23 protein-coding genes are annotated in these 23844 nt (G+C 73.8%); 9 read left to right on the top strand and 14 right to left on the bottom strand.

Annotated elements, in window-relative coordinates; all coding sequences use genetic code 11:
* Positions 1-33: 33 nt before the first annotated feature.
* From QP089_RS33325 to QP089_RS33300, 6 genes are read right to left on the bottom strand one after another with little or no spacing between them, the layout of a single operon-like run.
* A complete protein-coding gene (locus QP089_RS33325) occupies positions 34-981 on the bottom strand; it encodes an alpha/beta hydrolase (protein WP_285917076.1) in 948 nt (315 codons plus the stop codon).
* A 4-nt stretch (positions 982-985) separates the two neighbouring features.
* The gene (locus tag QP089_RS33320; protein WP_285917074.1) at positions 986-2161 is read right to left on the bottom strand and encodes a DUF5005 domain-containing protein; all 1176 of its coding nucleotides are present in this window, start codon (positions 2159-2161) and stop codon (positions 986-988) included.
* 17 nt (positions 2162-2178) lie between these two features.
* Positions 2179-2991 carry an SMP-30/gluconolactonase/LRE family protein gene (locus tag QP089_RS33315; RefSeq protein WP_285917073.1) on the bottom strand — a complete coding sequence of 271 codons (813 nt, stop codon included), beginning with the start codon at positions 2989-2991 and terminating at the stop codon, positions 2179-2181.
* Entirely contained in the window at positions 2992-3801 is an 810-nt protein-coding gene (locus QP089_RS33310) for an SDR family NAD(P)-dependent oxidoreductase (RefSeq protein ID WP_285917072.1), read from the bottom strand.
* Positions 3798-4796 (bottom strand): DUF4432 family protein, encoded by a 999-nt coding sequence (locus QP089_RS33305; RefSeq protein WP_285917070.1) that lies wholly within the window; start codon positions 4794-4796, stop codon positions 3798-3800. The genes QP089_RS33310 and QP089_RS33305 overlap by 4 nt, the downstream gene beginning before the upstream one ends.
* A gap of 3 nt (positions 4797-4799) precedes the next feature.
* The gene (locus tag QP089_RS33300) at positions 4800-5972 is read right to left on the bottom strand and encodes a DUF5005 domain-containing protein (protein WP_285917069.1); all 1173 of its coding nucleotides are present in this window, start codon (positions 5970-5972) and stop codon (positions 4800-4802) included.
* 53 nt (positions 5973-6025) lie between these two features.
* Between QP089_RS33300 and QP089_RS33295 the strand changes: the two genes are divergently transcribed.
* The gene (locus tag QP089_RS33295) at positions 6026-6985 is read left to right on the top strand and encodes a sugar kinase (RefSeq protein ID WP_285917068.1); all 960 of its coding nucleotides are present in this window, start codon (positions 6026-6028) and stop codon (positions 6983-6985) included.
* Here the strand turns inward: QP089_RS33295 and QP089_RS33290 are convergent.
* Positions 6952-7713 carry a phytanoyl-CoA dioxygenase family protein gene (locus QP089_RS33290; RefSeq protein WP_285917066.1) on the bottom strand — a complete coding sequence of 254 codons (762 nt, stop codon included), beginning with the start codon at positions 7711-7713 and terminating at the stop codon, positions 6952-6954. The genes QP089_RS33295 and QP089_RS33290 overlap by 34 nt on opposite strands.
* Before the next feature lie 138 nt (positions 7714-7851).
* Here QP089_RS33290 and QP089_RS33285 point away from each other — a divergent pair, with 138 nt between their 5' ends.
* Entirely contained in the window at positions 7852-8277 is a 426-nt protein-coding gene (locus QP089_RS33285) for an ATP-binding protein (protein ID WP_285917064.1), read from the top strand.
* Positions 8274-9086, top strand: coding sequence for an RNA polymerase sigma factor SigF (locus tag QP089_RS33280; protein WP_285917063.1), 813 nt, complete (start codon positions 8274-8276; stop codon positions 9084-9086). Before QP089_RS33285 ends, QP089_RS33280 begins: the two co-directional genes overlap by 4 nt.
* A gap of 57 nt (positions 9087-9143) precedes the next feature.
* On the opposite strand, the gene QP089_RS33275 is transcribed toward QP089_RS33280, so the two are convergent.
* On the bottom strand, positions 9144-9674 hold the full coding sequence (locus tag QP089_RS33275; RefSeq protein WP_285917061.1) for a hypothetical protein: 531 nt from the start codon (positions 9672-9674) through the stop codon (positions 9144-9146).
* Between the two features lie 98 nt (positions 9675-9772).
* On the opposite strand from QP089_RS33275, the gene QP089_RS33270 reads away from it, so the two are divergent.
* Both QP089_RS33270 and QP089_RS33265 read left to right on the top strand, forming a co-directional pair.
* Positions 9773-10714, top strand: a complete 942-nt coding sequence (locus QP089_RS33270; RefSeq protein WP_285917060.1) for a diacylglycerol/lipid kinase family protein — start codon at positions 9773-9775, stop codon at positions 10712-10714.
* Between the two features lie 295 nt (positions 10715-11009).
* Positions 11010-11270: a WhiB family transcriptional regulator gene (locus QP089_RS33265; RefSeq protein ID WP_151541468.1), complete on the top strand. Its 261-nt coding sequence runs from the start codon at positions 11010-11012 to the stop codon at positions 11268-11270.
* Positions 11271-11410: 140 nt separating this feature from the next.
* Here QP089_RS33265 and QP089_RS33260 read toward each other — a convergent pair whose 3' ends face one another.
* Complete coding sequence (locus QP089_RS33260; RefSeq protein ID WP_285917057.1) at positions 11411-13084, bottom strand: sensor histidine kinase; 1674 nt, start codon at positions 13082-13084, stop codon at positions 11411-11413.
* A 73-nt stretch (positions 13085-13157) separates the two neighbouring features.
* Between QP089_RS33260 and QP089_RS33255 the strand changes: the two genes are divergently transcribed.
* Positions 13158-14363 carry an 8-amino-7-oxononanoate synthase gene (locus QP089_RS33255; RefSeq protein ID WP_285917056.1) on the top strand — a complete coding sequence of 402 codons (1206 nt, stop codon included), beginning with the start codon at positions 13158-13160 and terminating at the stop codon, positions 14361-14363.
* A 37-nt stretch (positions 14364-14400) separates the two neighbouring features.
* Complete coding sequence (locus QP089_RS33250) at positions 14401-15210, top strand: GntR family transcriptional regulator (protein WP_446474106.1); 810 nt, start codon at positions 14401-14403, stop codon at positions 15208-15210.
* Between the two features lie 10 nt (positions 15211-15220).
* On the opposite strand, the gene bioD is transcribed toward QP089_RS33250, so the two are convergent.
* Entirely contained in the window at positions 15221-15946 is a 726-nt protein-coding gene (gene bioD / locus QP089_RS33245) for a dethiobiotin synthase (RefSeq protein WP_285917054.1), read from the bottom strand.
* A 141-nt stretch (positions 15947-16087) separates the two neighbouring features.
* Between bioD and QP089_RS33240 the strand changes: the two genes are divergently transcribed.
* Positions 16088-16834 (top strand): hypothetical protein, encoded by a 747-nt coding sequence (locus QP089_RS33240; protein WP_285917052.1) that lies wholly within the window; start codon positions 16088-16090, stop codon positions 16832-16834.
* Positions 16835-16882: 48 nt separating this feature from the next.
* Here the strand turns inward: QP089_RS33240 and QP089_RS33235 are convergent, their stop codons facing one another.
* On the bottom strand, positions 16883-18550 hold the full coding sequence (locus QP089_RS33235; RefSeq protein ID WP_285917051.1) for a carotenoid oxygenase family protein: 1668 nt from the start codon (positions 18548-18550) through the stop codon (positions 16883-16885).
* A gap of 211 nt (positions 18551-18761) precedes the next feature.
* On the opposite strand from QP089_RS33235, the gene QP089_RS33230 reads away from it, so the two are divergent.
* Positions 18762-19259, top strand: a complete 498-nt coding sequence (locus QP089_RS33230; protein ID WP_285917049.1) for a GNAT family N-acetyltransferase — start codon at positions 18762-18764, stop codon at positions 19257-19259.
* Positions 19260-19386: 127 nt separating this feature from the next.
* Here QP089_RS33230 and QP089_RS33225 read toward each other — a convergent pair whose 3' ends face one another.
* The 3 genes from QP089_RS33225 to QP089_RS33215 form a co-directional block, all read right to left on the bottom strand.
* Positions 19387-20724, bottom strand: coding sequence for an acetyl-CoA carboxylase biotin carboxylase subunit (locus QP089_RS33225; RefSeq protein WP_285917048.1), 1338 nt, complete (start codon positions 20722-20724; stop codon positions 19387-19389).
* Between the two features lie 111 nt (positions 20725-20835).
* Complete coding sequence (locus QP089_RS33220; RefSeq protein WP_285917046.1) at positions 20836-22179, bottom strand: HD-GYP domain-containing protein; 1344 nt, start codon at positions 22177-22179, stop codon at positions 20836-20838.
* Positions 22180-22190: 11 nt separating this feature from the next.
* The gene (locus QP089_RS33215) at positions 22191-23537 is read right to left on the bottom strand and encodes an HD-GYP domain-containing protein (protein WP_285917044.1); all 1347 of its coding nucleotides are present in this window, start codon (positions 23535-23537) and stop codon (positions 22191-22193) included.
* Between the last annotated feature and the right edge of the window lie 307 nt (positions 23538-23844).

The following is a 23844-nucleotide window of genomic DNA, read 5'->3' as shown; positions in this document are numbered from 1 at the left end:
TACCTCGTTCACTCCCGCAAGAAGTCAAGTCATCTAATCACTTGATGTACCACCATGTCCAGGGTCGATGCCGAACGCGGCGCGCAGCGCCTCCCGCTGCTCGGCGAGCGCCCGGCGCGCCACCTCCGCCGAGAGGACGCCGTCGAAACCGTGGTAGGCGCCCGGCACGTGCCGCAGCTCGACCGGCACGCCCGCCTCGATCATCCGCCGCGCGTAGACGAGGCCCTCGTCGCGCAGCGGATCGGACTCGGCGGCCAGCACGTAGGCGGGCGGCAGCCCCGACAGGTCGCGTGCGCGGGCCGGAGCGGCGTACACCGGCGTCTCCCAGCCCGCCCTGTCCCGCTCCGGGCCGAGGTAGTGCCGCCACATGTGCTCCACCTCGACCCGGTTGAACAGCGGCGGCTCGGTGTGGGCCTGCATCGACCGGGTGTCCATCCGGTCGTCGAGCACCGGATAGAGCAGCAGCTGGAACGCCAGCGGCGGCCCGTCCTCGTCGCGGGCCCGCAGCGCCACGGCCGCCGCCAGCCCGCCGCCCGCGCTGCCGCCGCCGACCGCGATCCGTCCGGGATCGGCGCCGAGGGCCGGCGCGTTCTCGTGCGTCCAGACGGTCGCGGCCCACGCGTCCTCGAACGGCGCGGGAAACGGGTGCTCGGGCGCGAGCCGGTAGTCCACCGACACCACGACGATGCCGAGCGCGGCGGCGAAGTCCAGGCAGCGGCTGTGCTCGTTCTCCAGGTCGCCGGTGACGAACCCGCCGCCGTGGAAGTACACCAGCGCGGGCCCCTCGGGGCGCCTCGGCCGGTAGACGCGGACGGGCACGCCGCCGGGGATCGTCCGGTCGGCCACCTCGACGCGGTCGTCGGCCGCCTTCTCCCCCGACAGCGCCGCCGCCAGTTCGCGCATGGCGGCCCGCGCCTTGACCGGGTCGGCCAGGCTCACGTACGGCATCCCGGCGAGCGCCTCGGACAGCTCCGGATCCATCGCGTCAGCCCGTCACGGGGACGTCGACGAAACGCGGACGGTAGATGCTCACGTCCCGGTAGACGTCCTTCGTCGGCCCCTGCGTCGTGTCGAGGCTGTTGACGTTGTAGGACACCACCAGCTTGTTCGCCGTCGTGAGCGAGGCGTGCGCGTGGGCGTTGTAGGTGTAGAGGTCCGGGTCGCCGTACGAGCCGAACGGCCCGCCCTCCGGCGTGTTGTAGACGGTCTTCTCGTCGGTGAACGGCCCGGCCGGCGAGCACGACAGGTAGGTGTCGATCTGCGCGCTGAACGTCTCCTTGGTGTCCTGCGTCAGCAGGATGTAGAAGTTCCCGCGCTTGCTGACGCTGAACTCGTTCGACACCCCGCCCAGCACCTCCACGGCCGCCGCCTCCGACGCCGACCAGGTGCCGCCCGCCGCCAGATAGCTCCACGTCCCGCGCAGGTCGGTGCCCGCGACCCGCGCGACGTACATGTGCTTGCCGCCGGATCCGAGGTCCTCGGTGCCGTAGACGTAGGTGTAGCCGCCGTCCCGCAGCAGCGCCGACCCCCACATCACACCGGTGGCGGACGGCAGCGAGGTGACCGACGTCGGCCGGTTCAGGTCGCCGGTGGAGAACCGCGCGAGGACGTTGCGGTCCCAGGTCACGTTCAGGTCGCCGGACCCGACCTTGTACTCGCGGTACGGCTGCTGGATCTCGCTTCCGTTCACCGTCATGTCGCCCGCCCAGTAGACGTGCGAGGCGTCGCTCGGCGGCAGCAGCGCGGTCGGGTTCGCGGCGGTGCCGCCGTGCGCGGTGCCGGTCAGCGAACCGCCCGCCGACCGCACGACGAAGGTGTTGTTCACGAACGGGGTCGTGCCGCCGTCGGCGGTCGTCATCGGCCGCGAGCCGTCGGCGTTGACCTTGCCGAGGAAAGTGTCGGAGAAGCCGAACACCGTCCGGCCGTCCGGCAGCTTCACCGAGTAGGTGCTGTCGCCGCCGGTCCAGTCGTCCAGGAGCGCGTTGCTGTTGCCGTAGGAGGTGAACTGCGTGTTCAGCGACGTGTCGGGCGCCGCCGTGCCGAACGTCGGCGCGGCGCTCCCACCGCAGGTCGGTGCGGCGGCGTGGGCGGAGGTCGAGGGGGCGAACAGGGCGGTCGCGGCCAGCGTCGAAGCCGCGGCCGCACGAACGATGAGACGCATGCGGGCCCTCCGGGGGGCTAGAGGTCGAACGCGCTGATGTGCCAGCGGCCGAGGTTGGCCACGAACGCCGTGGTGCCTCGGAACGCCAGGTTGGTCGGGTGGCAGAGGAGGTGGGCGGTGGGGTCGCGGACGACGGTCTCCCGCCGCCCGTCCGGGGTGAGCCGCAGCACCTCGCTGGGCTCGTAGAGGCCGACGTACAGCAGGCCGTCGGGGCCGAACGCGAGCCCGTCGGGGACCGTGCCGGGCAGTTCGGCGCACGTGGTGCGCTCGCCCGCGGTGCCGTCCGGGCGGATCTCGACGCGGGTCACGCCGGGCAGGAACGACTCGGCGACGTACAGGGCCGACTCGTCGGGCGCCAGCGCGAGGCCGTTGGCGAACGCCATCGGGCGCTCGTCCCAGACCTCTCCGGTGCCGTCGGGCGTGTACCGGAACACCGAGGGGCCGGGGTCGTCGATCTGGCGGCTGTCGGAGACGTAGATGCGGCCCCGCGCGTCGATCACCGGGTAGTTCGGGTTGACGAAGCGGTGCCCGTCCGCGCCGTCGGCGAACAGCGCCACCTCGCCGGACGCCAGCTCGAGGCGGAACACGCCGGGATGCACGATGTCGCAGATGTACAGGTGTTCGGCGGACGCGTCGAAGCCGATGCCGAGCACGAACCCGTTGGTGGTGGCGACCTGCTCGACGCTCTCGCCCGCCGGGTCGACGCGGAAGATCTGACCGGCCTCGCCGCCGCACCAGACGCTGCCGTCGGGGTGGACCGCCACGCACTCGGGGTGGTCCAGGCGCGGGCTGCCGGCCAGGCCGTCGAAGAACACGCGGGCGTCGGGCATTCAGGCCTCCGGGAGTGCGGCGGGGTTGCGGGCGAGCAGGCCGCCGTCCACGCGGTGCTCGGCCCCGGTGATGAACGAGGAGCGCGGCCCGGCCAGGAACGCCACCAGCTCGGCGACCTCCTCGGCCCGCGCGACGCGGCCCAGCGGATGCGCCCGGCCCCACTCGGCGACCTGGTCGTCCTGGCTCGTGTCGCCGCGGAACAGGTCGGCGGCCCAGCGCAGCATCGGGGTGTCGACCGAGCCGGGGCACACGACGTTGGCGCGGATCCCGTCGGCGGCGTGGTCCAGCGCCATCGCGCGGGTGAGCCCGTTGATGGCGGACTTGCTGGCCGTATAGGCGGCGACCCGGTCCTGCGACGCGAACGCCTGGACCGACGACATCGTGACGATCGTCCCGCCGCCGCGCCGCCGCAGCTCCGGGACGGCCGCCTTGCAGACGAGGAAGACGCCCTTGAGGTTGACGTTCAGGACCTCGTCCCACAACTCCTCCGCGGTGTCCTCGACCGTCCCGTACCGCTGGATCCCCGCGCAGGTGACGACGGTGTCGAGGCCGCCGTGCGCCTCGACCGCGCGGCCGACGAGCCCGCGCATCTGCCCGGCGTCGGTGACGTCGGCGACGACGCCGGTCACCTCCAGGCCGTCGCCGCGCAGCTCGGTCTCGGCGGCGCGGACGCCGTCGCCGTCGATGCCGCAGAACACGACGGCGGCGCCGTCGGCGGCGAGCCGTTCCACCACGGCGCGGCCGATGCCGAGCGACCCGCCGGTGACCACGGCGACCCGCCCCTCGAACTCCCCGGTGCCCGCCCTCATCGCGTCCCCTCCCCCTCGATCACGTCCGCGCCCCCGATCACGTCCGCGCCCTCGATCACCTGCGCGCGCAGCCACAGCGACCGCGTCTCGTGCGGCCGCAGGACGAGCGCCGAGCCGTTGCGGACGGCTTCGGCGAGGCCCTCGGTCGGGCGGCCGGCGAACGGCTCCAGCCCGACCACGTACGCCCGGCCCCACCAGGGCGCCTCGCGGGCGGCGCCCAGCTCCCGCCACAGCCACAGGTCCGGCAGCACGCTCGCGTCCCAGCCGACCCGCAGGCCGAGGCCGGCGTCCGGGTCGATGATCTCGTACCGGCCGTCCCGGAACCCGGACAGGTAGTGGATGTCGCTCGGCGCGCCGTGCTCGGGGACGACCGTCAGCTCCGGGCCGGCGGCGACCCCGTCCGGCAGCCGGATCCGGTGGCCGGGACGCAGGAACGGGGCGCCGAAGACGATGTGGTGGCCCCACATCGCCTCCAGCTCGACGCCCGACTCGTTAGTCAGCTCCTCGTCGACGCGCAGCTCCGCCTCGCCCGACACCAGCCGGAACGTCTTCACGACGCGCAGCGGCACGCGCCGCGCCCGCACGGTCAGTCGCACCGCCACCTCGGACGGGTCGTCGGCCACGATGTCGGCGTCCCAGGGCAGCCCGGCCACCTCGCCGTGCTGCGCCAGGGCGGCGCCCCGGTAGGTGCTCGGCTCGCCGCCGTTGGGCAGGACCTCCTGCCAGCCGCCCTCGTAGTGGTCGAGGAACGCGGCCACGTCGTCGCCCGCGCCGCCCGCCACGTCGCGCGGGTTGCGGATCCCGTCCGGCGCGAGCCAGACGAAGTCCATGTCGCGCGGCTTGTAGCAGAACTCGGCGACGTCACCGCCCTTGTCGGCCAGGACGGTCACGCGCAGAAGCTCGTTCTCCAGCACCACGGCGCGCATCCCGAACCAGGTGATCTCGTGGAGCCGCGCGCCCCAGTTGCGGGCCGGGCGATGCCGTCGGTACGTCATCGGTCAGCCGAACTTCAGGTCGATGAAGCGAGGCCGGTAGATAGTGACGTTCTTGTAGTGGTCGGTGTTGACGAAGCTGTTGACGTTGTAGGAGACGACGAGGCTGCCGCGGCGGCTCAGCTCCGGGTGCGCGTGGGCGTTGTAGGTGAAGATGTTGGGGTTGCCGTAACTGCCGTTCGCCCCGGTCTCGGGCGTCGAGTAGACGGTGGTCTTGCCGGTGAACGGGCCCTGGGACGAGCACGAGAAGTACGCGACGATCTTCGTGCTGAACTTCTCGGTGGTGTCCTGGGTGATGAGCGTGTAGGCGCGGCCCATGCGGGTGACGCTGTACTCGTTGGCGACGCCGCTCATGATCCGCGCGGAGTCGGCCTCGTTCCGCGACCACGTCCCGTCGGCCGCGTAGAACTCCCACGGCCGGGCCAGGTCGGCGCCGCGGACGCGGGCCAGGTGCATGTACTTGGTGTCGCCCAGGTCCTCGACGCCGTAGACGTAGATCATGCCGTCCGAGCGCTCCAGCCAGGACGCCCACGAGATCCCCTTGGACGACGGGATCGGGGTCACGCTGACGGGCTCGGACAGCCGGTCGGGCCGGAACTTGGCGACCACGTTGCGCAGCCACCGCCAGTCCCAGATGCCGGGGCCGAACCGCTCGTACTCCTGGTAGGTGACCTGCACCTTCCCGCCTGCGGTGATCGCGTCGCCGGCCCAGAACCAGTGCTTGTCGTCGCGCGGCGGCATGACGGCCGCCGGCTTCTCGCGGGTGCCGCCGTGCACGGTGCTCAGCCGCCCGCCGGACTTGACCACGAACGTGTTGTTGAGGAACGGGGTGGTGCCGCCCTCCTCGATCACCGGTGAGCGCGTGCCGTCCGCGTTGACCTTGCCGAGGAAGGTGTCGGAGAAGACGAACGCGACGCGCCCGCCGGGGAGGGTGGTGGAGAAGGTGCCGTCCGCGCCGGTCCAGTCGTCGGTCCGGCTGTTGTCGTTCCCGTACCGGGTGAACAGGCCGTTCAGGTCGGCGTCGGGCGCCGCGCTCCGGAAGGCCGGGGTGCGGACGCCGCCGCAGGCCGCGGGGCCGGCGGCCGGGGCGGCGTGCGCGGGGACGGTGAGGGTGGTGGTGGACAGGGCGAGGGTGAGAACGCCGGCGGCGAGGCCGCGCCAGGGGGATCTTCTTCGCACGGCCAGAAGTCTGGTCATTAGATGACTTGTTGTCTAGATGTATCGTGCTGCCCGTGAAGGTTCACCGGGTCGCCCTCATCGGCGAATGCATGATCGAACTACGTCACCTGGCGGCGGACCGGCTCGCGCTGGGCTACGCCGGCGACGTCCTCAACACCGCCGCCTACCTCGCCCGCAGCGCCGCGCCCGGCGCGCTGGACGTCCAGTTCGTCACGATCACCGGCGACGACCCGTACAGCGCCGAGATGCGCGAGCGGTGGCGCGCCCACGGCGTCGGCGACGCGTACGCCCGGGTACGGCCAGGCGGACGGGCCGGGCTCTACCTGATCCGCACCGACACGCGCGGCGAGCGGACCTTCCAGCACTACCGGAGCGAGTCGCCGGCGCGCGGGCTGTTCGGCCCGGACCAGCCCGCCTCCCTCGACGCGGCGATCGCCGGCCACGACCTGGTCTACCTGTCGGGGATCACCCTGTCGATCATCTCCGCGGAGGCCCGCGCCCGGCTGGCGGACGTGCTGGCCGAGACCCGGCGGCGCGGCGGGCTGGTCGCCTACGACGGCAACCACCGGCCGGCGGGCTGGCCCTCCCCCGGCGCGGCGGCCGCGGCCGCCGCCGCGGTGCTGGCGCACACCGACATCGCGCTGCCGTCCCTGGACGACGACCGGCTGGTGCACGGCGACGGGTCCGCGCGGGCGTGCGTGGAACGGCTCCGGGACGCCGGCGTCCCGGAGATCGTCGTCAAGCTGGGCGCCGAGGGCTGCGTCATCGCCGACCACGACTCCATGGAGGCGGTCCCCGCCGTGCCGGACGTGCGGGTCGTCGACACCACGGCGGCGGGCGACGCGTTCAACGGCGCCTACCTGGCGGCGCGCCTGGCCGGCGCGGGCCGGCGCGCCGCCGCCGAGGAGGGCGCCCGGCTGGCCGCCGAGGTGATCGGCCACCCGGGCGCCCTCCTTCCCCCGCCCGGCGGCCCGGACCGTCACGCCCAGGCCGCCGAGCCCCTGAACGGGTAGTGCTCGCCCTCCACGTAGCGGGGCATGGGCTGGTAGGCGTTGACGCCGGGCTCGCCGCGCAGCAGCAGCGCGCTCGGGAACGGCTGCGGCTCGGCGGTGATCCGGGTCGAGGTCGGGATGTAGCGGATCGTCAAGCCGCAGCGCCGGTACGGGGAGGTGTTGGCGTTGCTGCCGTGCATGATCCCCGGGTGGTGGACCTCCACGTCGCCGGGCCGCAGCACCATGTCGACGGCCCGCGACTCGTCCACGGCGACGTCGCTCTCCACGTTGAAGACCGCGTCGTCGCCGTCGAGCTCGCGGACGCCGTGAAGTTCCTCACGGTGCGAGCCCGGGATGACGCGCAGGCAGCCGTTCTCCGGCGTCGAATGGTCCACCGCGAGCCACAGCGTGACGACCCGCATCGGGTCCAGCGGCCAGAACGCCCCGTCCTGGTGCCAGCGGACGGCCTTGCCGGTGCGCGGCGGCTTGGCGATGTAGTGCGAGGCGAACAGCGCGATGTCCGGGCCGATGAACCGCTCGGCGACGTCGAGGAGCCGGTCGTCGGCGACAAGCCGTACCCAGAAGGGGTCGCGGGCCACCAGCTCGGTCGACAGATCCTCGCCGCTGCGCCCCGGATGGCGTTCCTGCAGCCAGCGGACGTGCCCGTCCGCCTCGGCGACCAGATCGGGGTCCAGCACGTCCCGGAAGATCGCGTACCCGTCGGCCTCGTACTTCTCCATGGGATCCATGGCGGCAACCTATCTAGAGACCAAGTCATATAGTCAATAGTCGGCCAACCGGACGAAACCTGTGCGCGGCGAAGTCTCGCAGTGGGCTCCGCAGGCGGTAGTTTCGGAAGCAGCGGGACCATCCTGCGAGGGAGTGACGTGACCGAGGAAACCGCTGCCATGCCTGCCAGCACCCAGTTGTCCGTGCGCGACGTGGTGACAGTGAAGCTGCCCGCCGCGAGCGCCTACCTGTCGGTGCTCAGAACCGCCACCGCGGGGCTGGCCGCCAGGCTGGACTTCACACTGGACGAGATAGAGGACCTGCGCATCGCGGTCGACGAGGCGTGCGCGATGCTGCTCTCCCAGGCCGTCCCCGGGACGGACCTGTCGTGCGAGTTCGAGCTCACCGGGGAGGCGATGCGCATCTCGGTGTCGGTGCTCACCGTGGACGGCCAGGAGCCCAGCCGCGACACCTTCGCCTGGACCGTCCTGTCGTCGCTGGCCGGCGAGGTCGACGCCCAGATCGGCGCGGACGACCGGGTGACCGTGACGCTGCAGAAGCGGCGCGGTACGGGGGCCCCGTGACGGAGAAGACGACCATCGCCGGCGCGAGCAACGAGCGGTCCGAAAGCGGCGTACCGGACCGCGCGCGGGCGCGCGCCCTGTTCGAGCGCCTCGCCGAGCTGCCCCCGGGCGACCCGGAGCGGCAGCGCATCCGCGACCAGCTCGTCGAGCTGCACCTGCCCCTGGTGGAGTACCTGGCCCGGCGCTTCCGCAACCGCGGCGAGTGGCTGGACGACCTGATCCAGGTCGCCACCATCGGGCTGATCAAGTCGATCGACCGGTTCGACCTGGAGCGCGGCGTGGAGTTCTCCACCTACGCCACGCCCACGATCGTCGGGGAGATCAAGCGGCACTTCCGCGACAAGGGCTGGGCGGTCCGGGTGCCGCGCCGGCTCCAGGAGCTGAAGCTGTCGCTGACCAAGGCGATCAGCGACCTCGCGCAGCGCGAGGGCCGGGCGCCGACGGTCAGCGAGCTGGCCGCGCACCTGCAGATGAGCGAGGAGGAGGTGCTCGAGGGCCTGGAGTCGGCGAACGCCTACTCCACGGTGTCGCTCGACGCGCCCGACTCCGGCGACGAGGACGCGCCCGCCGTGGCCGACTCGCTCGGCATGATCGACGAGTCGCTGGAGGGCGTGGAGTACCGCGAGTCCCTCAAGCCGCTGCTGGAGAAGTTGCCCGCGCGGGAGAAGAAGATCCTGCTGCTGCGGTTCTTCGGCAACATGACGCAGTCGCAGATCGCCGCGGAGCTCGGCATCTCGCAGATGCACGTGTCGCGGCTGTTGGCCCGCACGCTCGCGCAGCTGCGCGAAGGCCTGACCGCCGACGAGTAGACAACGCCGAAGGGCCCCGGGGACGCTCTCCCCGGGGCCCTTCGCGTCGATCGCTGGTCAGTTCTTGGCGGAGGTGCCCTTGGTGGGCTGCTCCTTCAGGCGGTCCATGAGCTTCTGCCCGAGGGAGCGGTCGTCCCTGGGACGCGGCTCCTCCGCGGCGGCGGGCGTCCGGCGGGCGGGGCCGGAGTCCGCGGGCTCGTCGTCCTCCTCGTGGTCCTCCACGAGCCAGGCGGTGCTCGGCGGGCTCAGCACCGTGACCAGCGCGAGCACGGCGGCCACGCCCATCGGCACGGCGTAGGCGGGCTGGTCGCTCTGCCACAGCGACCAGGCGACCGGCAGCGAGAACAGCTGCGTCAGCACCGTCGGGGCGCGGCTCCACTGGGCCGCGCGCAGCAGCCCGCGGGCGCAGGCGAGCATGCCCAGCCCGCCGGCGAGGGCGAGGACGGTCACGCCGATCGCGCTCACCGGGTCGACGGCGGCGCCGGACGCGGTCTCCACGCCGGTGTAGACGCCGAACGCGACGGCGCCGAGGCCCTCCGCGCCCTCCAGGGCGGCGGCGGCCCGCACGGTGATGGGACGATCGGTCACACCGAAACCCTACTCGGCCGCGGCCGTGCCCGACGCGCGGGCGAACCCGTGCCCGACGCGCGGGCGAACCCGCCCGCAACCCTCGATACGCTGGCGCCGTGCGCGCCATGCTCATCGCCAACCCCAAGGCGACCTCCACCTCCCGGCGGGCCCGCGACATCCTGGTGCGGGCCTTCACCGGCGACCTCGACCTCGAGATCGCCGAGACCGCGCACCGCGGCCACGCCACCGAACTGGCCCGGCTGGCCGCCGTCGAGGGCTACGACGCGGTGATCGCGCTCGGCGGCGACGGCACCGTGAACGAGGCGGTGAACGGCCTGCTCGCCGACGGCCCGTCGCCCGACCTGCCGGCGCTGGCGGTGCTGCCGTCCGGCAGCGCCAACGTGTTCGCCCGCGCGCTCGGGCTGCCCAACGACCCGATCGGCGCGACGAAGGCGGTGCTGGAGGCGCTGCGCGCCGGGCGCTACCGGACGGTCGGGCTGGGGGCGGCGTGCCTGCCCGACGGCGTGGAGCGCTACTTCACCTTCAACGCGGGCGTGGGGCTGGACGCGGAGGTCGTCCGGGAGGTGGAACGGCGCCGCGGCGCGGGCGCGAAGGCCGATCCGTCACTGTACGTGCGGGCCGCGATCCGCCATTTCTTCGCGGGCACGGATCGGCGCCGTCCGGCCCTCACGCTGGAAGTGCCGGGACGCCCCCCGAAATCGGGCCTGTTCCTGGCGTTCGTGTCGAATACCGCGCCGTGGACTTTCATGGGCCGTATGCCGGTGAATCCGAGTCCGAAGGCGAACTTCGCCCGCGGGCTGGACGTGTTCGGGATGCGTTCCATGGACGCCGGACCGATCCTCGGCGCGCTCGGGCAGATGATGCTGGTGCGCGCCCGGCCCGTGCAGGGACGGCACGTGGTGAACGTGCACGACGCGGCGGAGGTCACCCTGCGCGCGTCCCGCCCGGTCGCCTTTCAGCTGGACGGCGACTACCTCGGAGAACAGCGCTGCGTGACGTTCCGCTCGGTGCCGAAGGCGGTCCGCATCCTCATCTGAGACCGGCGTCACGCCATGCTGAGAGCCAAGTAACACGGCCGACCCACAGGTGTGACACATGCGACACCCATACTTTGAGAATCCCTTCTCAAAGGTCTTGCGTCTGCCCGTACCCGGCTGAAACGCTCGTAGTGCGCCAGCCGACAGGGGCCCCAACGTCGTCCGCCTCCTGCTCGCAGCGCCGCGGAACAACGACCCCTGGATCGCCGGCCACCGCCGCTCCGGGCGTTCGCGACATGTGAAGCCGTTCACAAACGTGGAGTGTCTCGCACCACCTGACGAAGGAGTGGACCGCATGGACTGGCGCCACCGCGCTGCCTGCCGTGACGTGGACCCCGAGCTGTTCTTCCCGATCGGCAACACCGGGCCCGCGATCCTGCAGATCGAAGAGGCCAAGCAGGTTTGCCGGCGTTGCGACGTCACCGACGCGTGCCTGCGCTGGGCGCTGGAGTCCGGCCAGGACTCGGGCGTCTGGGGCGGGATGGGCGAGGACGAGCGCCGCGCCCTCAAGCGCCGCGCCAGCCGCGCCCGGGCCCGCGCCAACGCCGGCCTGTAAGACCCCGCTCCATTTGGACACGCTCCGTCCAGACCCCCGCTCCGTCCAACGGCGCCGCATCCGAACCCCCCGGGGCCGGAAAGCGGCGCCGTCGGCCTTTCCCGGGGGTCCCGGCCGTCCCGCCCGGACGCGCGCCGCGGTCAGGCGCGCGGGCCGGAGCGGTTGGTGTGGTCGAGCGGCACGTCCACGGTGACCTCGGTGCCGCCGCCCGGGCGGCCGCGGAAGTCGAGGCTGCCGCCGAGCTCGCCGACGATCAGGGTCCGGACGATCTGCAGGCCGAGGCTGTTGCTGCTCTCCACGTCGAAGTCCGGCGGCAGGCCGACGCCGTCGTCGGCGACGACCGCGACGAGGCGGGGACCGTCGCCCGGCCCGCGCGGGGCCTGCTCCGGGGCGTGCGGCTCGTCCGCGCCGGAGTCGGGCCACTCCCCCCAGACCCGGACGCCCGCCGGCTCGCTCGGCGCCACCCCCTCGCCGTAGCGGTGCGCGACGACCTCCAGCGTGCCGAACCGGTTGGCGAGGCCGTGCTCCAGCGCGTTCTGCAGCAGCTCGGTCAGCGCCATCGCCAGCGGCGTCGCGATCTCGGCGGGCAGCACGCCGAAGCTGCCGGACCGCTTCGGCACGACCTTGGTCTCCGGGGTGGACACCTCCCCCGCCATCGTGATCACCCGGTCCGCGATGTCGTCGAAGTCGATCAGCTCGTCCGGGGTGTGCGACAGCGTCTCGTGCACGATCGCGATCGACCCGACGCGGCGGACCGCCTCGTCCAGCGCCGCCCGCCCCTCGGGGATCTGCAGGCGGCGCGCCTGGAGCCGCAGCAGCGCCGCGACCGTCTGCAGGTTGTTCTTCACCCGGTGGTGGATCTCCCGGATGGTGGCGTCCTTGGTCATCAGCTCCCGGTCGCGCCAGCGCAGCTCGGTGACGTCCCGGCACAGCACGATCGCGCCGATCCGGGTGCCGCCGACGACCAGCGGGATCGTCCGCAGCTGCATGACCGACCCGTTCGCCTCCACCTCCACCTCGCGCGGCGCCCGGCCGCTGAGCACGACGCTGAGCGCCTCCTCCAGCGGCTCGCCGGTGTCGCACAGGTCGGCGGTGACCGTGCCGAGCGACTCCCCGGCCAGGTCGGACGGCAGGCCGAGGCGCCGGTAGGCGGACTGGGCGTTCGGGCTGGCGTAGACGACCGAGCCGCCCCGGTCCAGCCGCATCAGCCCGTCGCCGACGCGCGGCGAGCGCACCATGTTCGGCTCCTCGCCCGGCACCGGGAACCGCCCCTCGGAGATCATCTTGGCGAGGTCGCTGGCGCTCTGCAGGTAGGTCAGCTCCAGCCGGGACGGGGTGCGCGCCGAGCTGAGGTTGGTGCTGCGCTGGATCACGCCGAGGATCTTGGCGCCGCGGCGCACCGGGATCGACTCCTCCCGGACCGGGATGCCGCTGCCCCACTCCGGGTCGCCCTCCCGGACGATCCGCCGCTCCCGCCAGGCCACGTCGATCAGCCCGCGCCGCCCCGTCCGGACGACCTTGCCGACCAGGTCCTCGGGGTAGGCGGTCGGGCCGGTCGTCGGCCGCATCTGCGCGATCGCCACCCAGCCCTGCACGGCGGCGTCGGTGTCGGGGGCGCCGCCGCGCCGCCCGCCCCGGCCGCCCTGATCGTCGGCCAGGACCGCCGCGCCCGACCGCAGCGGCACCCACAGCAGCAGGTCCGCGAACGACAGGTCGGCGAGCAGCTGCCAGTCCGACACCAGCGCGTGCAGCCACTCCACATCGGTCTCGGTGAGGTCGGTGTGGTCGCGGACCAGATCGGTCAAGGTAGGCACCCGACCATCATCGCCCATCCGATCCGGTGCCCCGCCGCCGTCCCCGCCGCGCGCCACCTGGCAGGATTCCCGCATGACCGCAGCATCCGAAGCGCCGGCCGGACCCCCGCCCGGCCGCCCCGACCCGCTCGCCCGGCTCCGGGAGGAGGCCGCCCGGCGCGCCGAGGCGGGCCTGCGGCGGACGCTGCGCCCCCGCGGCGCCGGCCACGACGGCATGGCCGACCTGGCGTCCAACGACTACCTCGGGCTGTCCGGCGACCCCCGGCTGGTGGAGGGGGCGGTCGCCGCCGCCCGCGAATGGGGCACCGGGTCGTCCGGGTCCCGGCTGGTCACCGGCACGACCGCGCTGCACGCCGAGCTGGACCGGCGGCTCGCCGCGTTCACCGGCAGCGCCGCCGGGCTGGTGTTCTCCTCCGGCTTCCTGGCCAACCTCGGCGCCGTCACCGCGCTTTCCGGCCCCGGCGCGCTGGTGGTGTCCGACCAGGTCAACCACGCCTCGATCGTGGACGCGTGCCGGCTGTCGCGGTCCCGCGTCGCGATCGTCCCGCACCGCGACGCCGCCGCCGTCGAGCGCGCCCTCGCCGAACGCGACGAGGAGCACGCGGTCGTCGTCACCGACGCGGTGTTCTCCGTGGACGGCGACCTCGCGCCGCTGGCCGCCCTGCACCGCGCCGCCCGCGCGCACGGCGCCCTGCTGGTGGTCGACGAGGCGCACGCCCTCGGCGTCGTCGGCGACGGCGGACGCGGCGCCGCGCACGCCGCCGGCCTGGCCGGCGAGCCCGACGTGGTCCTCACGCTCACGCTGTCGAAGTCGCTGGCCTCGCAGGGCGGCGCCGTCCTCGGCGCTCCCGAGGTGATCCAGGCGCTGCTGGACACCGGCCGCTCGTTCATCTTCGACACCGGCCTGAACCCGCCCGCCGTGGGCGCCGCGCTCGCCGCCCTCGACGTCCTGGAGGCCGACCCGGACCTGCCCGGCCGGGCCCGTGCCACCGCCCGCGCGATGGCGAACCTCGCGACCGGTTCCGGTCTGGAGACCGCAGATCCGGCCGCCGCCGTCGTCCCGGTCTTCCTCGGCGAACCGGACGACGCGGTGCGCGCCGCCGCGATCTGCGCCGGGCACGGGCTGCGCGTCGGGTGCTTCCGGCCCCCGTCCGTCCCCAAGGGCCGGGCCTGCCTGCGGCTCACCGCCCGCGCGACCGTGGACGAGTCGGACCTCACAAGGCTGCGGACGGCCCTGGCGGAGATCGCCCGCTCTACCGGCCGTAGTCTGCACGCATAACATCGGGGGAAACCGATGATGAACGTGAGGAGATGCCGTGACGGAGGTCAGGGGCGGACCCCGGCACGGGGACGGATTCGAGCGCGGATTCGATCGGGCGGCGCTCAGTGACCTGGGCAAGCACCACACCAACCAGGCGCCGCGCATCCCGAAGTACTACAAGCTCAAAGAACTCCTCGTCGAGCTGATCCAGTCGCTGCCGCCGGGCAGCCCGCTGCCGCCCGAGCGGGCGCTGGCGGAGAAGTACGAGACGTCCCGGACGACCGTCCGGCAGGCGCTCGCCGAACTCGTCGTCGAGGGGCGCCTGCAGCGCATCCAGGGCAAGGGCACCTTCGTCGCCAAGCCGAAGGTCTCGCAGGAGCTCCAGCTCGTCTCCTACACCGAGGACATGCGCCACCACGGCCTGCGCCCCGAGACCCGCATCCTGGACGCCGGGTACGTCAGCGCCGACGAGCGCCTCGCCACGCTGCTGTGCATCCGCCCGGGCGGGCGCGTCCTGCGCGTCCACCGGCTCCGGCTCGCCGACGGCGAGCCGATGTCGATCGACACCTCGCACCTGCCGGCCCGGCGCTTCCCCGGCCTGCGCCGCGAGCTGCCCCGCCACCGCTCCCTGTACGAGACCCTCGCCACCGCCTACGACGTCCACCTGACGGAGGCGGAGGAGACCATCGAGACCGTCCTCGCCACCCCGCACGACGCGCAGCTCCTCGGCGTCGACGTCGGCCTGCCCATGCTCCTGCTGTCCCGGCACGCCTTCGACACCACCGGCCAGCCCGTCGAATGGGCCCAGTCCCTCTACCGCGGCGACCGCTACAAGTTCATCACCCGCCTGCGCCGCGACACCTGATCCCCCCGGTTCAGGCCGGGTCGGGGCTGTGGGCCTCGCGGAAGGCGGCGGGGTCGAAGGTGCCGCCGAAGGCGGGCGCCAGGCCGCGGTGGGCGGCGAGGAGGAACTCGGCGGGGTCCAGGGCGGACGCCCCGGCGGGCAGCGCGCCCGACAGCGGGCGCGCCGCGATGGTCTCCAGGTCGCGGATGTTGCTGCGCATCGCCAGGTCCGGGTCGTCCGGCCAGGAGCCGATGACGACGCCGGCGAGCTGCACGCCGCGGTGCGCCATCGCCTCCAGGGTGAGCGCGGTGTGGTTGAGCGTGCCGAGGTCGGGGCGGGTCGCCACGACGACGGCGGCGCCGAGCCAGCGGGCCAGGTCGGCGATGGTGGTGCCCTCCTCGTCGTAGCGGACGAGGAGGCCGCCCGCGCCCTCCACCAGCACCAGGTTGCGGGTCGCGGCGAGCTCCTGGACGTGCTTGGCGACGTCCGGCAGCCGGACGGGCGGGACGCCCGCGCGGCGAGCCGCGGCGGCGGGCGACAGCGGGTCGGGGAACCGCGCGGACTCGTGCAGGTCGTCGATGCCGGCGAGCCGCCGCACCTCGTCGAGGTCGCCGGGCTCGCCGCCGGCCATCCCGGTCTGGCCCGGCTTGACGACGGCGACCGACGCGCCGCGCGCGGCGGCGACGGCGGCCAGCGCGGCGGTGACGATGGTCTTGCCGACGCCGGTGCAGGTCCCGGTCACTACGAGCACACTCACGCCCGGCACACTAGCGCGCCGGGCCGGGCCCGGTCGGCCGCGGATTCCCACAGTCTTCCGCCGCCGGATTTGTATCCCGGGGAACCGGGGGGCGCGGGGGCACGTCAAAGGCGCATGGCCGGTTCGCATGCACGTACCAGCTTGATCGTCGCGGTCGCGAGCGCGGGCGCGCTGGCGGCCTGCGGCGGGGCGTCCGGGGTGGCGAAGCCACCGCACTCGCTGGAGCCCGGCGGGTCCACCGCGAAGCCCGCGAAGGACGCGCCGCGCGGCGAGCACCTCGTTCTGCGGATGCGCAGGACCGGGGGGATCGCCGGGCTCGGCGGCCCGGGTGCCCTGCCCGACTTCTCGCTGTACTCGACGGGCCGCGCGCTCGTCGCGGCGCAGGGGAAGGTCACCGAGTACCGGCTGAAGCGGGCCGCGCTCGACCGCCTGCTCGCCGAGGCGCGCGCCGCGGGCCTCGGCCGCTCGCACACGGTCGGGCCGGGCCGGGTGTCGGACGCGATGACCCTGGAGTTCACCCTGGGCGACGCGCACAGCAGCATCGCCGAGCCCGGGTCGCGGCCGGACCCGGCGACGGCGTTCCAGAGGCGGCTGGACCCGCACACCTGGCCGGCGTCCGACCTGGCGTCGGGGGCCGCGCCGTACAAGCCGTCGAAGGTGGCGGTGCTCGCGTCGCGGGGCGCGGTGGCGGACGGCCCGGTCAGGACGTGGCCGCTGGCGCCGCTCGCCGAGGGCGCGCGGGTGGGGACGGCCGTGTGCACGGTCGCAGCGTCCGCGAAGGTCCCGTCGAGCAGCCCGAACACGGCCTGGCGCAGCGGGGGCGCGACCTACACCGTCCGGCTGCGGCCGCTGCTGCCCGACGAGCGCTCCTGCGCCGACCTCCGCTGACCCGCCGGACCGCGGTCACCGGCGGCCCTCTTACGGACAGGCCGCATGTCAGCGTCCGGCGGCGAGGTCGGCGGCGATCTCGCGGGTGACGGCCCGCAGGTCGGGGGCGAGCTGGTCGAGGCGGTCGTCGAGGTCGTCGGCGAAGCCGAGCCGCTCCAGATCGGGCGCGGGGACGGCCTCGGGCATCCACGCGGAGTGGATGAGGAACGGCACCGTGGTGCCGTGCGGCGGCGCGAGGACGGCGACGGGCCCGCGCCCGACATCGGCGGCGTCGAACAGCTCGACGCGGAAGCGGTCGTCGTTGTGGACGGCGACGACGAGGTAGCCGTCGTGCCCGCCCGGGTCGCTGCCCGCGTACCGGCTTCCGCCGCGTCCGCGCGGGACGAACGACGGCGAGGTCGGGTAGTCGTCCAGCGCGAACGTCCACTCGGCGAGCGGACGGAGGTCGTCGCGGTCGTGGCTGACCAGGACGGCCGGGGTCTCCTCCGCCGGGAACAGGTCGGCGTCGATGCGGCCGGTGTAGTTGCGCAGCGCCCGCTGGTTGATCGCCTCCGGGTGGAAGCCCAGGTAGATGAGGTGGTGCCGGGTCGGGTCGGTCTGCCCCTCGATGCTCCAGTCGATCGCCGACAGCTCCGCCTGCCACCAGCGCTCCGGGTCGGCGGCGCGCGCGTGCTCGCGCACCTTTCCGGTCTCGGGATCGAACAGCAGGACGGTGGTGAGCGCGGGCGACATGCCGTGGCAGTACATCCCGCGCAGCGCCGGGTCGACCGGGCGGCCGAACGCGTCGAGGTCGTCCTCGCGCAGGTACATGCCGATGTCGACGCCGGGGCTGTGCTCCATGACGACCTGGACGCCGGCCGAGTCGTCGTACCTGGCGTAGAAGTGGTTAACCTCGGGCGCGATCCGGAACTCCTTGCAGGCCACGGTGCCGCCGCCCGGGCGCAGGTCGTCCTTGCGGATCAGCAGGACGGGTCCGTCGGGGTTGTTGGCAACGGTCCGGGCAGCGCCGAAGACCTCGTCGGTGTCGATCTTGTAGGCGGTGTCGGCGAGGACGAGCCAGTCGCGGGTCTGGGTGACGGTGTGCGTGGCCTGCGGCAGGACGGCGTCCTCCACGTCCCAGCGCTCGACCCGGCTCCCCTCCCCCGCGTACCGGATCACCGAGACGGCGCCGGTCAGGACGTCGCGGCTGACCGTCCACAGGCAGCCGCGCTCGGGGTCGACGACCGGGTGCGCCGACGTGGAGACCAGCGGCAGGACGGCCTGGTCGATGGCGGGCTTCCAGTCGTCGCGGTGGCCGACCTCGGCGACGAACCCGAGGGTGACGGGGTCGACCTCGACGGGCCGCCCGGCGTCCCAGGTGGCGAACAGCCGGTCGCCCCAGGGCAGCGGCGCGGTGTTGGCGGCGTTGACGAACCCCCACGGCGAGCTCGTGCCGACCGGACCGGCGGTGAACAGGTCGGGGCGGGCGCGGCGCAGCCGGACGGACGGGGTGTCGATGACCCGGGCGCGCCAGCGGAACCGCCCGCCGGCGTCCGGCCGGAGCGGCAGCCGCGCGATGATCCCGTCGCCGAAGAACGCGTGCACGGGATGGGTGCGCTGGTCGGAGGTGCTGACGACGTAGTGGCCGCGCACGTCGTCCGGCCAGGCGCCGGCGACGACGCCGAACTCGATGTCGCCGATGTCCTGCGTGCCGAGGATCGAGCGGGGGACCGGCATGGCGCCTCCTGGGGTCGGCGAGGGTGCCAACGATCGACAGGGCCAATCAACACGCGGCGGGCCCTAGTAGTCAAGCCTCTAACGACTAACCGGCCAGGCGGGTCGTCCGGCCGCGCACGCGTCCGCCATGGATGCGGATAGCCTGATATGCCGCGGCCTTCGGGCCGCGACGACCCGGCACCGACGGCTCCCCGGCCTGGAGAAACACCCGATGCAGACAGCTCCCGTCACCGTCCGCGACGCGCGCCCCCACGAGTACGACCTGATCGGTGAGCTGACCGTCGAGGTGTACGTGCACGGCGGGCTGGTCTCGCCGGAGTCGTCCTACGTGGAGACGCTGCGCAACGCCGCCGACCGGGCCGCCAAGTCGCAGCTGCTCGTCGCCGAGGTCGCCGGCGAGGTCGCGGGCGCCGTCGCCTACTGCCCGCCCGGCAGCCCGTACGCCGAGCTGGCCGGCCCGGACGAGGCCGAGTTCCGCATGCTCGCCGTCCTGGCGAAGGCCCGGGGGGCCGGCGCGGGACGCGCCCTGGTCGGCGAGTGCACGGCGCGGGCGCGCGCCGCGGGCCTGAGCGGGCTGCGGCTGTCCACGCAGGCGAACATGCAGGCCGCGCACCGCATGTACGAGCGGCTCGGCTTCGTCCGGACACCGGACCGGGACTGGTCCCCGGTGCCGGGCCTGCGCCTGCTCACCTATTCCCTGACGTTCTAGACGGCCGGGGACGTCCAGAGGCGGGGCCCGGAGCGGGCGTCCAGGCACGACAGGATTCCACGCCGTCCTGCAGCGGGCGGAGGCGGCGAGGCCGCGTCCCACCCGCTGACCCCGGCTGGCGGGCCGGTCAGCGGGCCCGCATGCGCGCCACCACGCCGGTGTCGTAGCCGCCGCCGGCGAACTCGGGATAGTCGAGGAGTTCCACCAGGAACGGCAGGTTCGTCGTAAGGCCCTCGATGCGGAACGCGCCGAGAGCCGCGCGGGCGCGGGCCAGGGCGTGCGCGCGGTCGTCGCCGTGCACGCACAGCTTCGCCAGCAGCGAGTCGTAGTACCCGGTGACGGTGTTGCCCTCGGCGTAGCCGGCGTCGATGCGGATGCCGTCGCCGACCGGCTCCTCCCACACCTTGATCTCCCCGCCGCCGGGGACGAACAGCTGCGGGTCCTCGGCGTGGACGCGGAACTCGATCGCGTGGCCGCGCGGCGCGGCCCCGGTCGCGGTCGCGGGCTCGCCCGCCGCGATCCGGAACTGCTGCTCGACCAGGTCGACGCCGGTGACCAGCTCGGTGACGGGGTGCTCGACCTGCAGCCGGGTGGTCATCTCCAGGAAGAAGAACTCCTGCGCCGCCGGGTCGACCAGCCACTCGACGGTCCCGGCGCCCCGGTGCCCGACGGCCTGCCCCGCGCGGACGGCGGCGGCCAGCATCCGCTCGCGCAGCGCCGGCCCGACGCCGGGCGACGGGCTCTCCTCGACGACCTTCTGGAACCGGCGCTGGACCGAGCAGTCCCGCTCCCCCAGCGCGACGACGGTGCCGTCCGCCAGGCCGAGGATCTGCACCTCGACGTGCCGGGCGCCCTCCACGTACCGCTCCAGCAGGACGTCGCCGTGCCCGAACAGCCGCACGGCGGCGGCGTGGGCCGCATCGAACGCGGTGCGCAGCGACGCCTCGTCGTACGCGGCGGCCAGGCCGGCGCCGCCCCCGCCGGCGGCGGGCTTCACCATCACCGGGTAGCCGATCCGCCCGGCCTCCTCCACGGCGGTCGCCGCGTCCGGGACGGGCTCCCACGCGCCGGGCGCGACCGGGACGCCCGCCTCCTTCATCAGGTTCCGGGCGTTGATCTTGTCGCCCATCCGGGCGATCGTCAGCGGCGGCGGCCCGACCCAGACCAGGTCGCGCTCGGCGACCTGCCGGGCGAACGCGGCGTTCTCGGCGAGGAACCCGTAGCCGGGGTGGACGGCCTGCGCGTTCGTGCGGTGCGCGGCCTCCAGGACCGCCGCCGCGTTCAGGTAGCTGCGGGCCGGGTCGGCGGGGCCGATCAGCACCGCCTCGTCGGCCTCGGCGACGTACGGCAGGTCGGCGTCGGCCTCGGAGTACACCGCGATGGCCTTGAGTCCCATGGCGCGCGCGGTGTGCACGACACGGCCGGCGATCTCTCCCCGGTTCGCCACGAGCACGGACTCGAACACCTGCGGACTCCCCTCCGGCGCAACGGCGGCGCGCCCGCTTCCCGGGCGCCCGACCCGGCCGACACTAGCGCGTCCGGGCCGCCTCCGCCGCCGAGCGCGGACGAGAGGCGGTCAGGGGCGGGGACGGCGGTCGACGACGCGGCTGAGCGCCTCCACCACGGTCGGGTCGTACTCGGCGGCCGAGTCCAGCCGCAGCCGCTCCAGGACGGCGGCGCCGCGGTCGCGGTCGGCGGAGTCGCCCACCAGGTCGTCGTAGGCGTTGGCGACCTTGATGATGCGCCCGGCCAGCGGCGGCGCCGGGGCGGGCCGCTCGTCCTCCCCCGGTCCGCCGAACGTCTCCGGGCCCGTCCGGTAGGGGTGCGAGGACAGCTGGACGATGTGCGCCACCCGGTCCAGCACGCCGGTCTGCTTGATGACCTCGGCGCCCAGCTCGGCGATGCGGCGCTGCTCGGCGGGCGAGGCCAGCACGGTCGCGCCGCCGGGGATCGGGTCGCCCAGCGACAGCTGCCCGATGTCGTGCATCAGCGCCGCGTACTCCAGCTCCAGCAGCTCCTCCTCGGACATGCCGAGCTCGCGGCCCATCGCCACCGACAGCCGCGACACCCGCCGCGAGTGCCCGGTCTCGACGTAACCGCCGACCTCGGTGACCCGCGACAGCGCCCGGACGGTCTGCAGGTACGTCGCGCGGATCCCCGCGTACCGGCGGAACGCGAACTGGGTGACCAGGATCGGCACCGTGAAGATCAGCAGCGCGGCCTCGCCCATCGCGGTGGTCGCGACCGCGATCAGCATCGCGGTGGCGCTGGTCGCCGCGCACAGGGCCATCTTCGCGTCGATCTCGTCGCGCAGCGCGATGCCGAACCGGGCCCGCACCGCCTCCGCCCGGATCATCGCGGCGATCAGCACGTCGGTGAAGCAGGACAGCACGACGACGAGCCCCATCACGGCGAGCAGCAGCTGCCAGGGCAGGCCGAGCGACAGCATCGGCCGGAAGCACAGCGCCACGATCGCGACGGTGAACAGCCGGCGCGCCATCGCGTCCGGGCGCGGCGACCGGCCGACGAGGACGTGCGGCAGCGAGCCGACCAGCATCCCGACCGACGTCACCGCGACGACCTGCAGCGGGGAGTGCTCGGCGGGGACGACGCCGAGCGGCGCGTCCGGCGGGGCGCCCTCGGGGCCGATGCCGACCAGCAGCGCGTAGCCCATCGCGCCGGCGCTGGCGATCGGCGCGACCTCCCGGTTGCCCGGCATCACCATCCGGAACAGCTCGCCGAGCGCGATCAGCACGCCGAAGATGATCGCGACGTTGGGCTGGCGCAGCCCGGCCGCGGCGACCTCGGTGATCGCGACGATGACGAACAGCCCGGCGGTGGCGATCAGCAGCAGCTGGCCGGAGTCGATGGTCTGCCACGCGGCCCGCTCGCGGCGGGCCCGGATCTGGGTGCTGCTCATGGGGGGTCCGGTCACCGCCGTGCTTCGTCTCCGGCGACCCGCAGGGGCGCGCTCGGGTCGTCGTGGTCCTGCTGGGTGGTCTCGACGACGTCGTCGTCCGGCAGCACGACCGGCCGCGGCGGCTCCCAGCCGTCCCGGTCCAGCGCGCGCAGGAACGCCTCCACCATCACCGGGTCGAAGTGGTCGCCCATGCCGCGGCGCAGCTCCGCCACGGCCTCGCCCACGGTGCGGGCCGCCCGGTAGGAGCGGGTCGAGGTCATCGAGTCGAACGCGTCCGCGACGGAGATCACCCGGGCGAACTCGGGGATCTCGTCGCCGGCCAGGCCCATCGGGTAGCCGCGGCCGTTCACCTTCTCGTGGTGGTGCATGATCCCGGCGAGCGCCTCGTCCAGGAACCCGATCTCCCGGACGATCTCCAGCCCGCGCATCGGGTGCAGCTGGATCGCGGCGAACTCCTCCTCGGTGAGCGAGCCCGACTTCTGCAGCACCTTGGTCGGCACGCCGAGCTTGCCGACGTCGTGCAGCATGCCCGCGTACCGGATCGCCTCGACCCGGTCGGCGCGCATGCCGATCTCCTGGGCGATCATCACCGAGCCGCGGGAGACCCGCTCGGAGTGGCCGCGGGTGTAGTAGTCCTTGGTCTCGACGGCCTGGCAGAGCGCGGCGAGGGTGGCGGCGTGCGCCTGCTGCTGGGCGTACGCCTGGTCCATCGCCCACCGGGCGATGAACAGCGGCAGCAGCACCAGCACGGCGGCGAAGGCGCCGATCCGCGGCCACAGCCCGGCGATCAGCAGCCCGACCATGCCGTAGCCGAGGCAGCCGACGGCGAGCTGGCCGCTCTCGTGCAGCAGCTCGCGCGGGTCGGCCTGCCGCGACAGCAGCAGCACCCCGGCCATCAGCAGCAGGTTGACCAGGACGAAGGTGACCAGGGCGCCGAGGAACGGGCCGATCACGTTCTCCACCCAGCGGGCCTGCTCGGGATGGAACCGGTCACCGCCGAGCAGGTCGAAGACCGTGCCGGCGCAGAAGCCGCTGAGCGCGAACTGGGCGCCGTTGAAGGCGCGCTTCTCCGGCGCGAAGAACCGCTGCCCGGTGACCAGGGCGCTGAGGCCGAGCAGCGCCGCGCCGGACGGGCCGAGCAGCACGACCCCGGCCAGGCTCGCGGCGAAGCTGAGCGAGACCCGGGCCCGCTCCACGTTCAGCCGGGCGGGCGCCGAGTCGCAGATCAGGAACAGCAGGGCCAGCACGGCCAGCTTGGTCCAGTCCACCCCCGCGAAGGACGACGTGGCGATGGCCGCGGCCGCGAGCGCGACCACACCGCACACGTACGCCCAGGCAGCGAGAGGTAGTCCACGCATTGCCGCCCCTTCGGGAGTGACGAACGAGCGGGCCGCCGCCGGGATCGAGCGTGCCTGCCGGCACTAGACCCAGGAAACGCCCTCGGGCATCATCAGCGACGACACCGCGGCGCCCGGGCACCGGCCGCGTCCGGCCGGAACGTCCTGCTTGAGCATGGCTTCCGCCTCCCCCCGTCTGACCGGGTCGGCCGGCGCGCGGCCGGCCCGCCGGAACCGCGCGGCCCCGGTCTCCCGGAACCGCACATACCCCGAATTCCCGGGGCGTGCACGCGTTCCCGTCGCTGATTTCGGCCCAAGCCTAACGCGA

The sequence above is a fragment of the Actinomadura opuntiae genome, assembly GCF_030283205.1.
In the GTDB taxonomy this organism is placed as follows: Bacteria; Actinomycetota; Actinomycetes; order Streptosporangiales; family Streptosporangiaceae; genus Spirillospora.
Note: the sequence above shows the minus strand (reverse complement) of the source record. Positions and strands in the feature narration are given on the sequence as shown.

What these genes read in the sequence shown, in the direction of transcription:
- QP089_RS33325 (WP_285917076.1), bottom strand. Translation starts at nt 981, where the DNA reads ATGGATCCGGAGCTGTCCGAGGCGCTCGCCGGGATGCCGTACGTGAGC.
- QP089_RS33320 (WP_285917074.1), bottom strand. Translation starts at nt 2,161, where the DNA reads ATGCGTCTCATCGTTCGTGCGGCCGCGGCTTCGACGCTGGCCGCGACC.
- QP089_RS33315 (WP_285917073.1), bottom strand. Translation starts at nt 2,991, where the DNA reads ATGCCCGACGCCCGCGTGTTCTTCGACGGCCTGGCCGGCAGCCCGCGC.
- QP089_RS33310 (WP_285917072.1), bottom strand. Translation starts at nt 3,801, where the DNA reads ATGAGGGCGGGCACCGGGGAGTTCGAGGGGCGGGTCGCCGTGGTCACC.
- QP089_RS33305 (WP_285917070.1), bottom strand. Translation starts at nt 4,796, where the DNA reads ATGACGTACCGACGGCATCGCCCGGCCCGCAACTGGGGCGCGCGGCTC.
- QP089_RS33290 (WP_285917066.1), bottom strand. Translation starts at nt 7,713, where the DNA reads ATGGATCCCATGGAGAAGTACGAGGCCGACGGGTACGCGATCTTCCGG.
- QP089_RS33265 (WP_151541468.1), top strand. Translation starts at nt 11,010, where the DNA reads ATGGACTGGCGCCACCGCGCTGCCTGCCGTGACGTGGACCCCGAGCTG.
- QP089_RS33255 (WP_285917056.1), top strand. Translation starts at nt 13,158, where the DNA reads ATGACCGCAGCATCCGAAGCGCCGGCCGGACCCCCGCCCGGCCGCCCC.
- QP089_RS33235 (WP_285917051.1), bottom strand. Translation starts at nt 18,550, where the DNA reads ATGCCGGTCCCCCGCTCGATCCTCGGCACGCAGGACATCGGCGACATC.
- QP089_RS33230 (WP_285917049.1), top strand. Translation starts at nt 18,762, where the DNA reads ATGCAGACAGCTCCCGTCACCGTCCGCGACGCGCGCCCCCACGAGTAC.
- QP089_RS33220 (WP_285917046.1), bottom strand. Translation starts at nt 22,179, where the DNA reads ATGAGCAGCACCCAGATCCGGGCCCGCCGCGAGCGGGCCGCGTGGCAG.
- QP089_RS33215 (WP_285917044.1), bottom strand. Translation starts at nt 23,537, where the DNA reads ATGCGTGGACTACCTCTCGCTGCCTGGGCGTACGTGTGCGGTGTGGTC.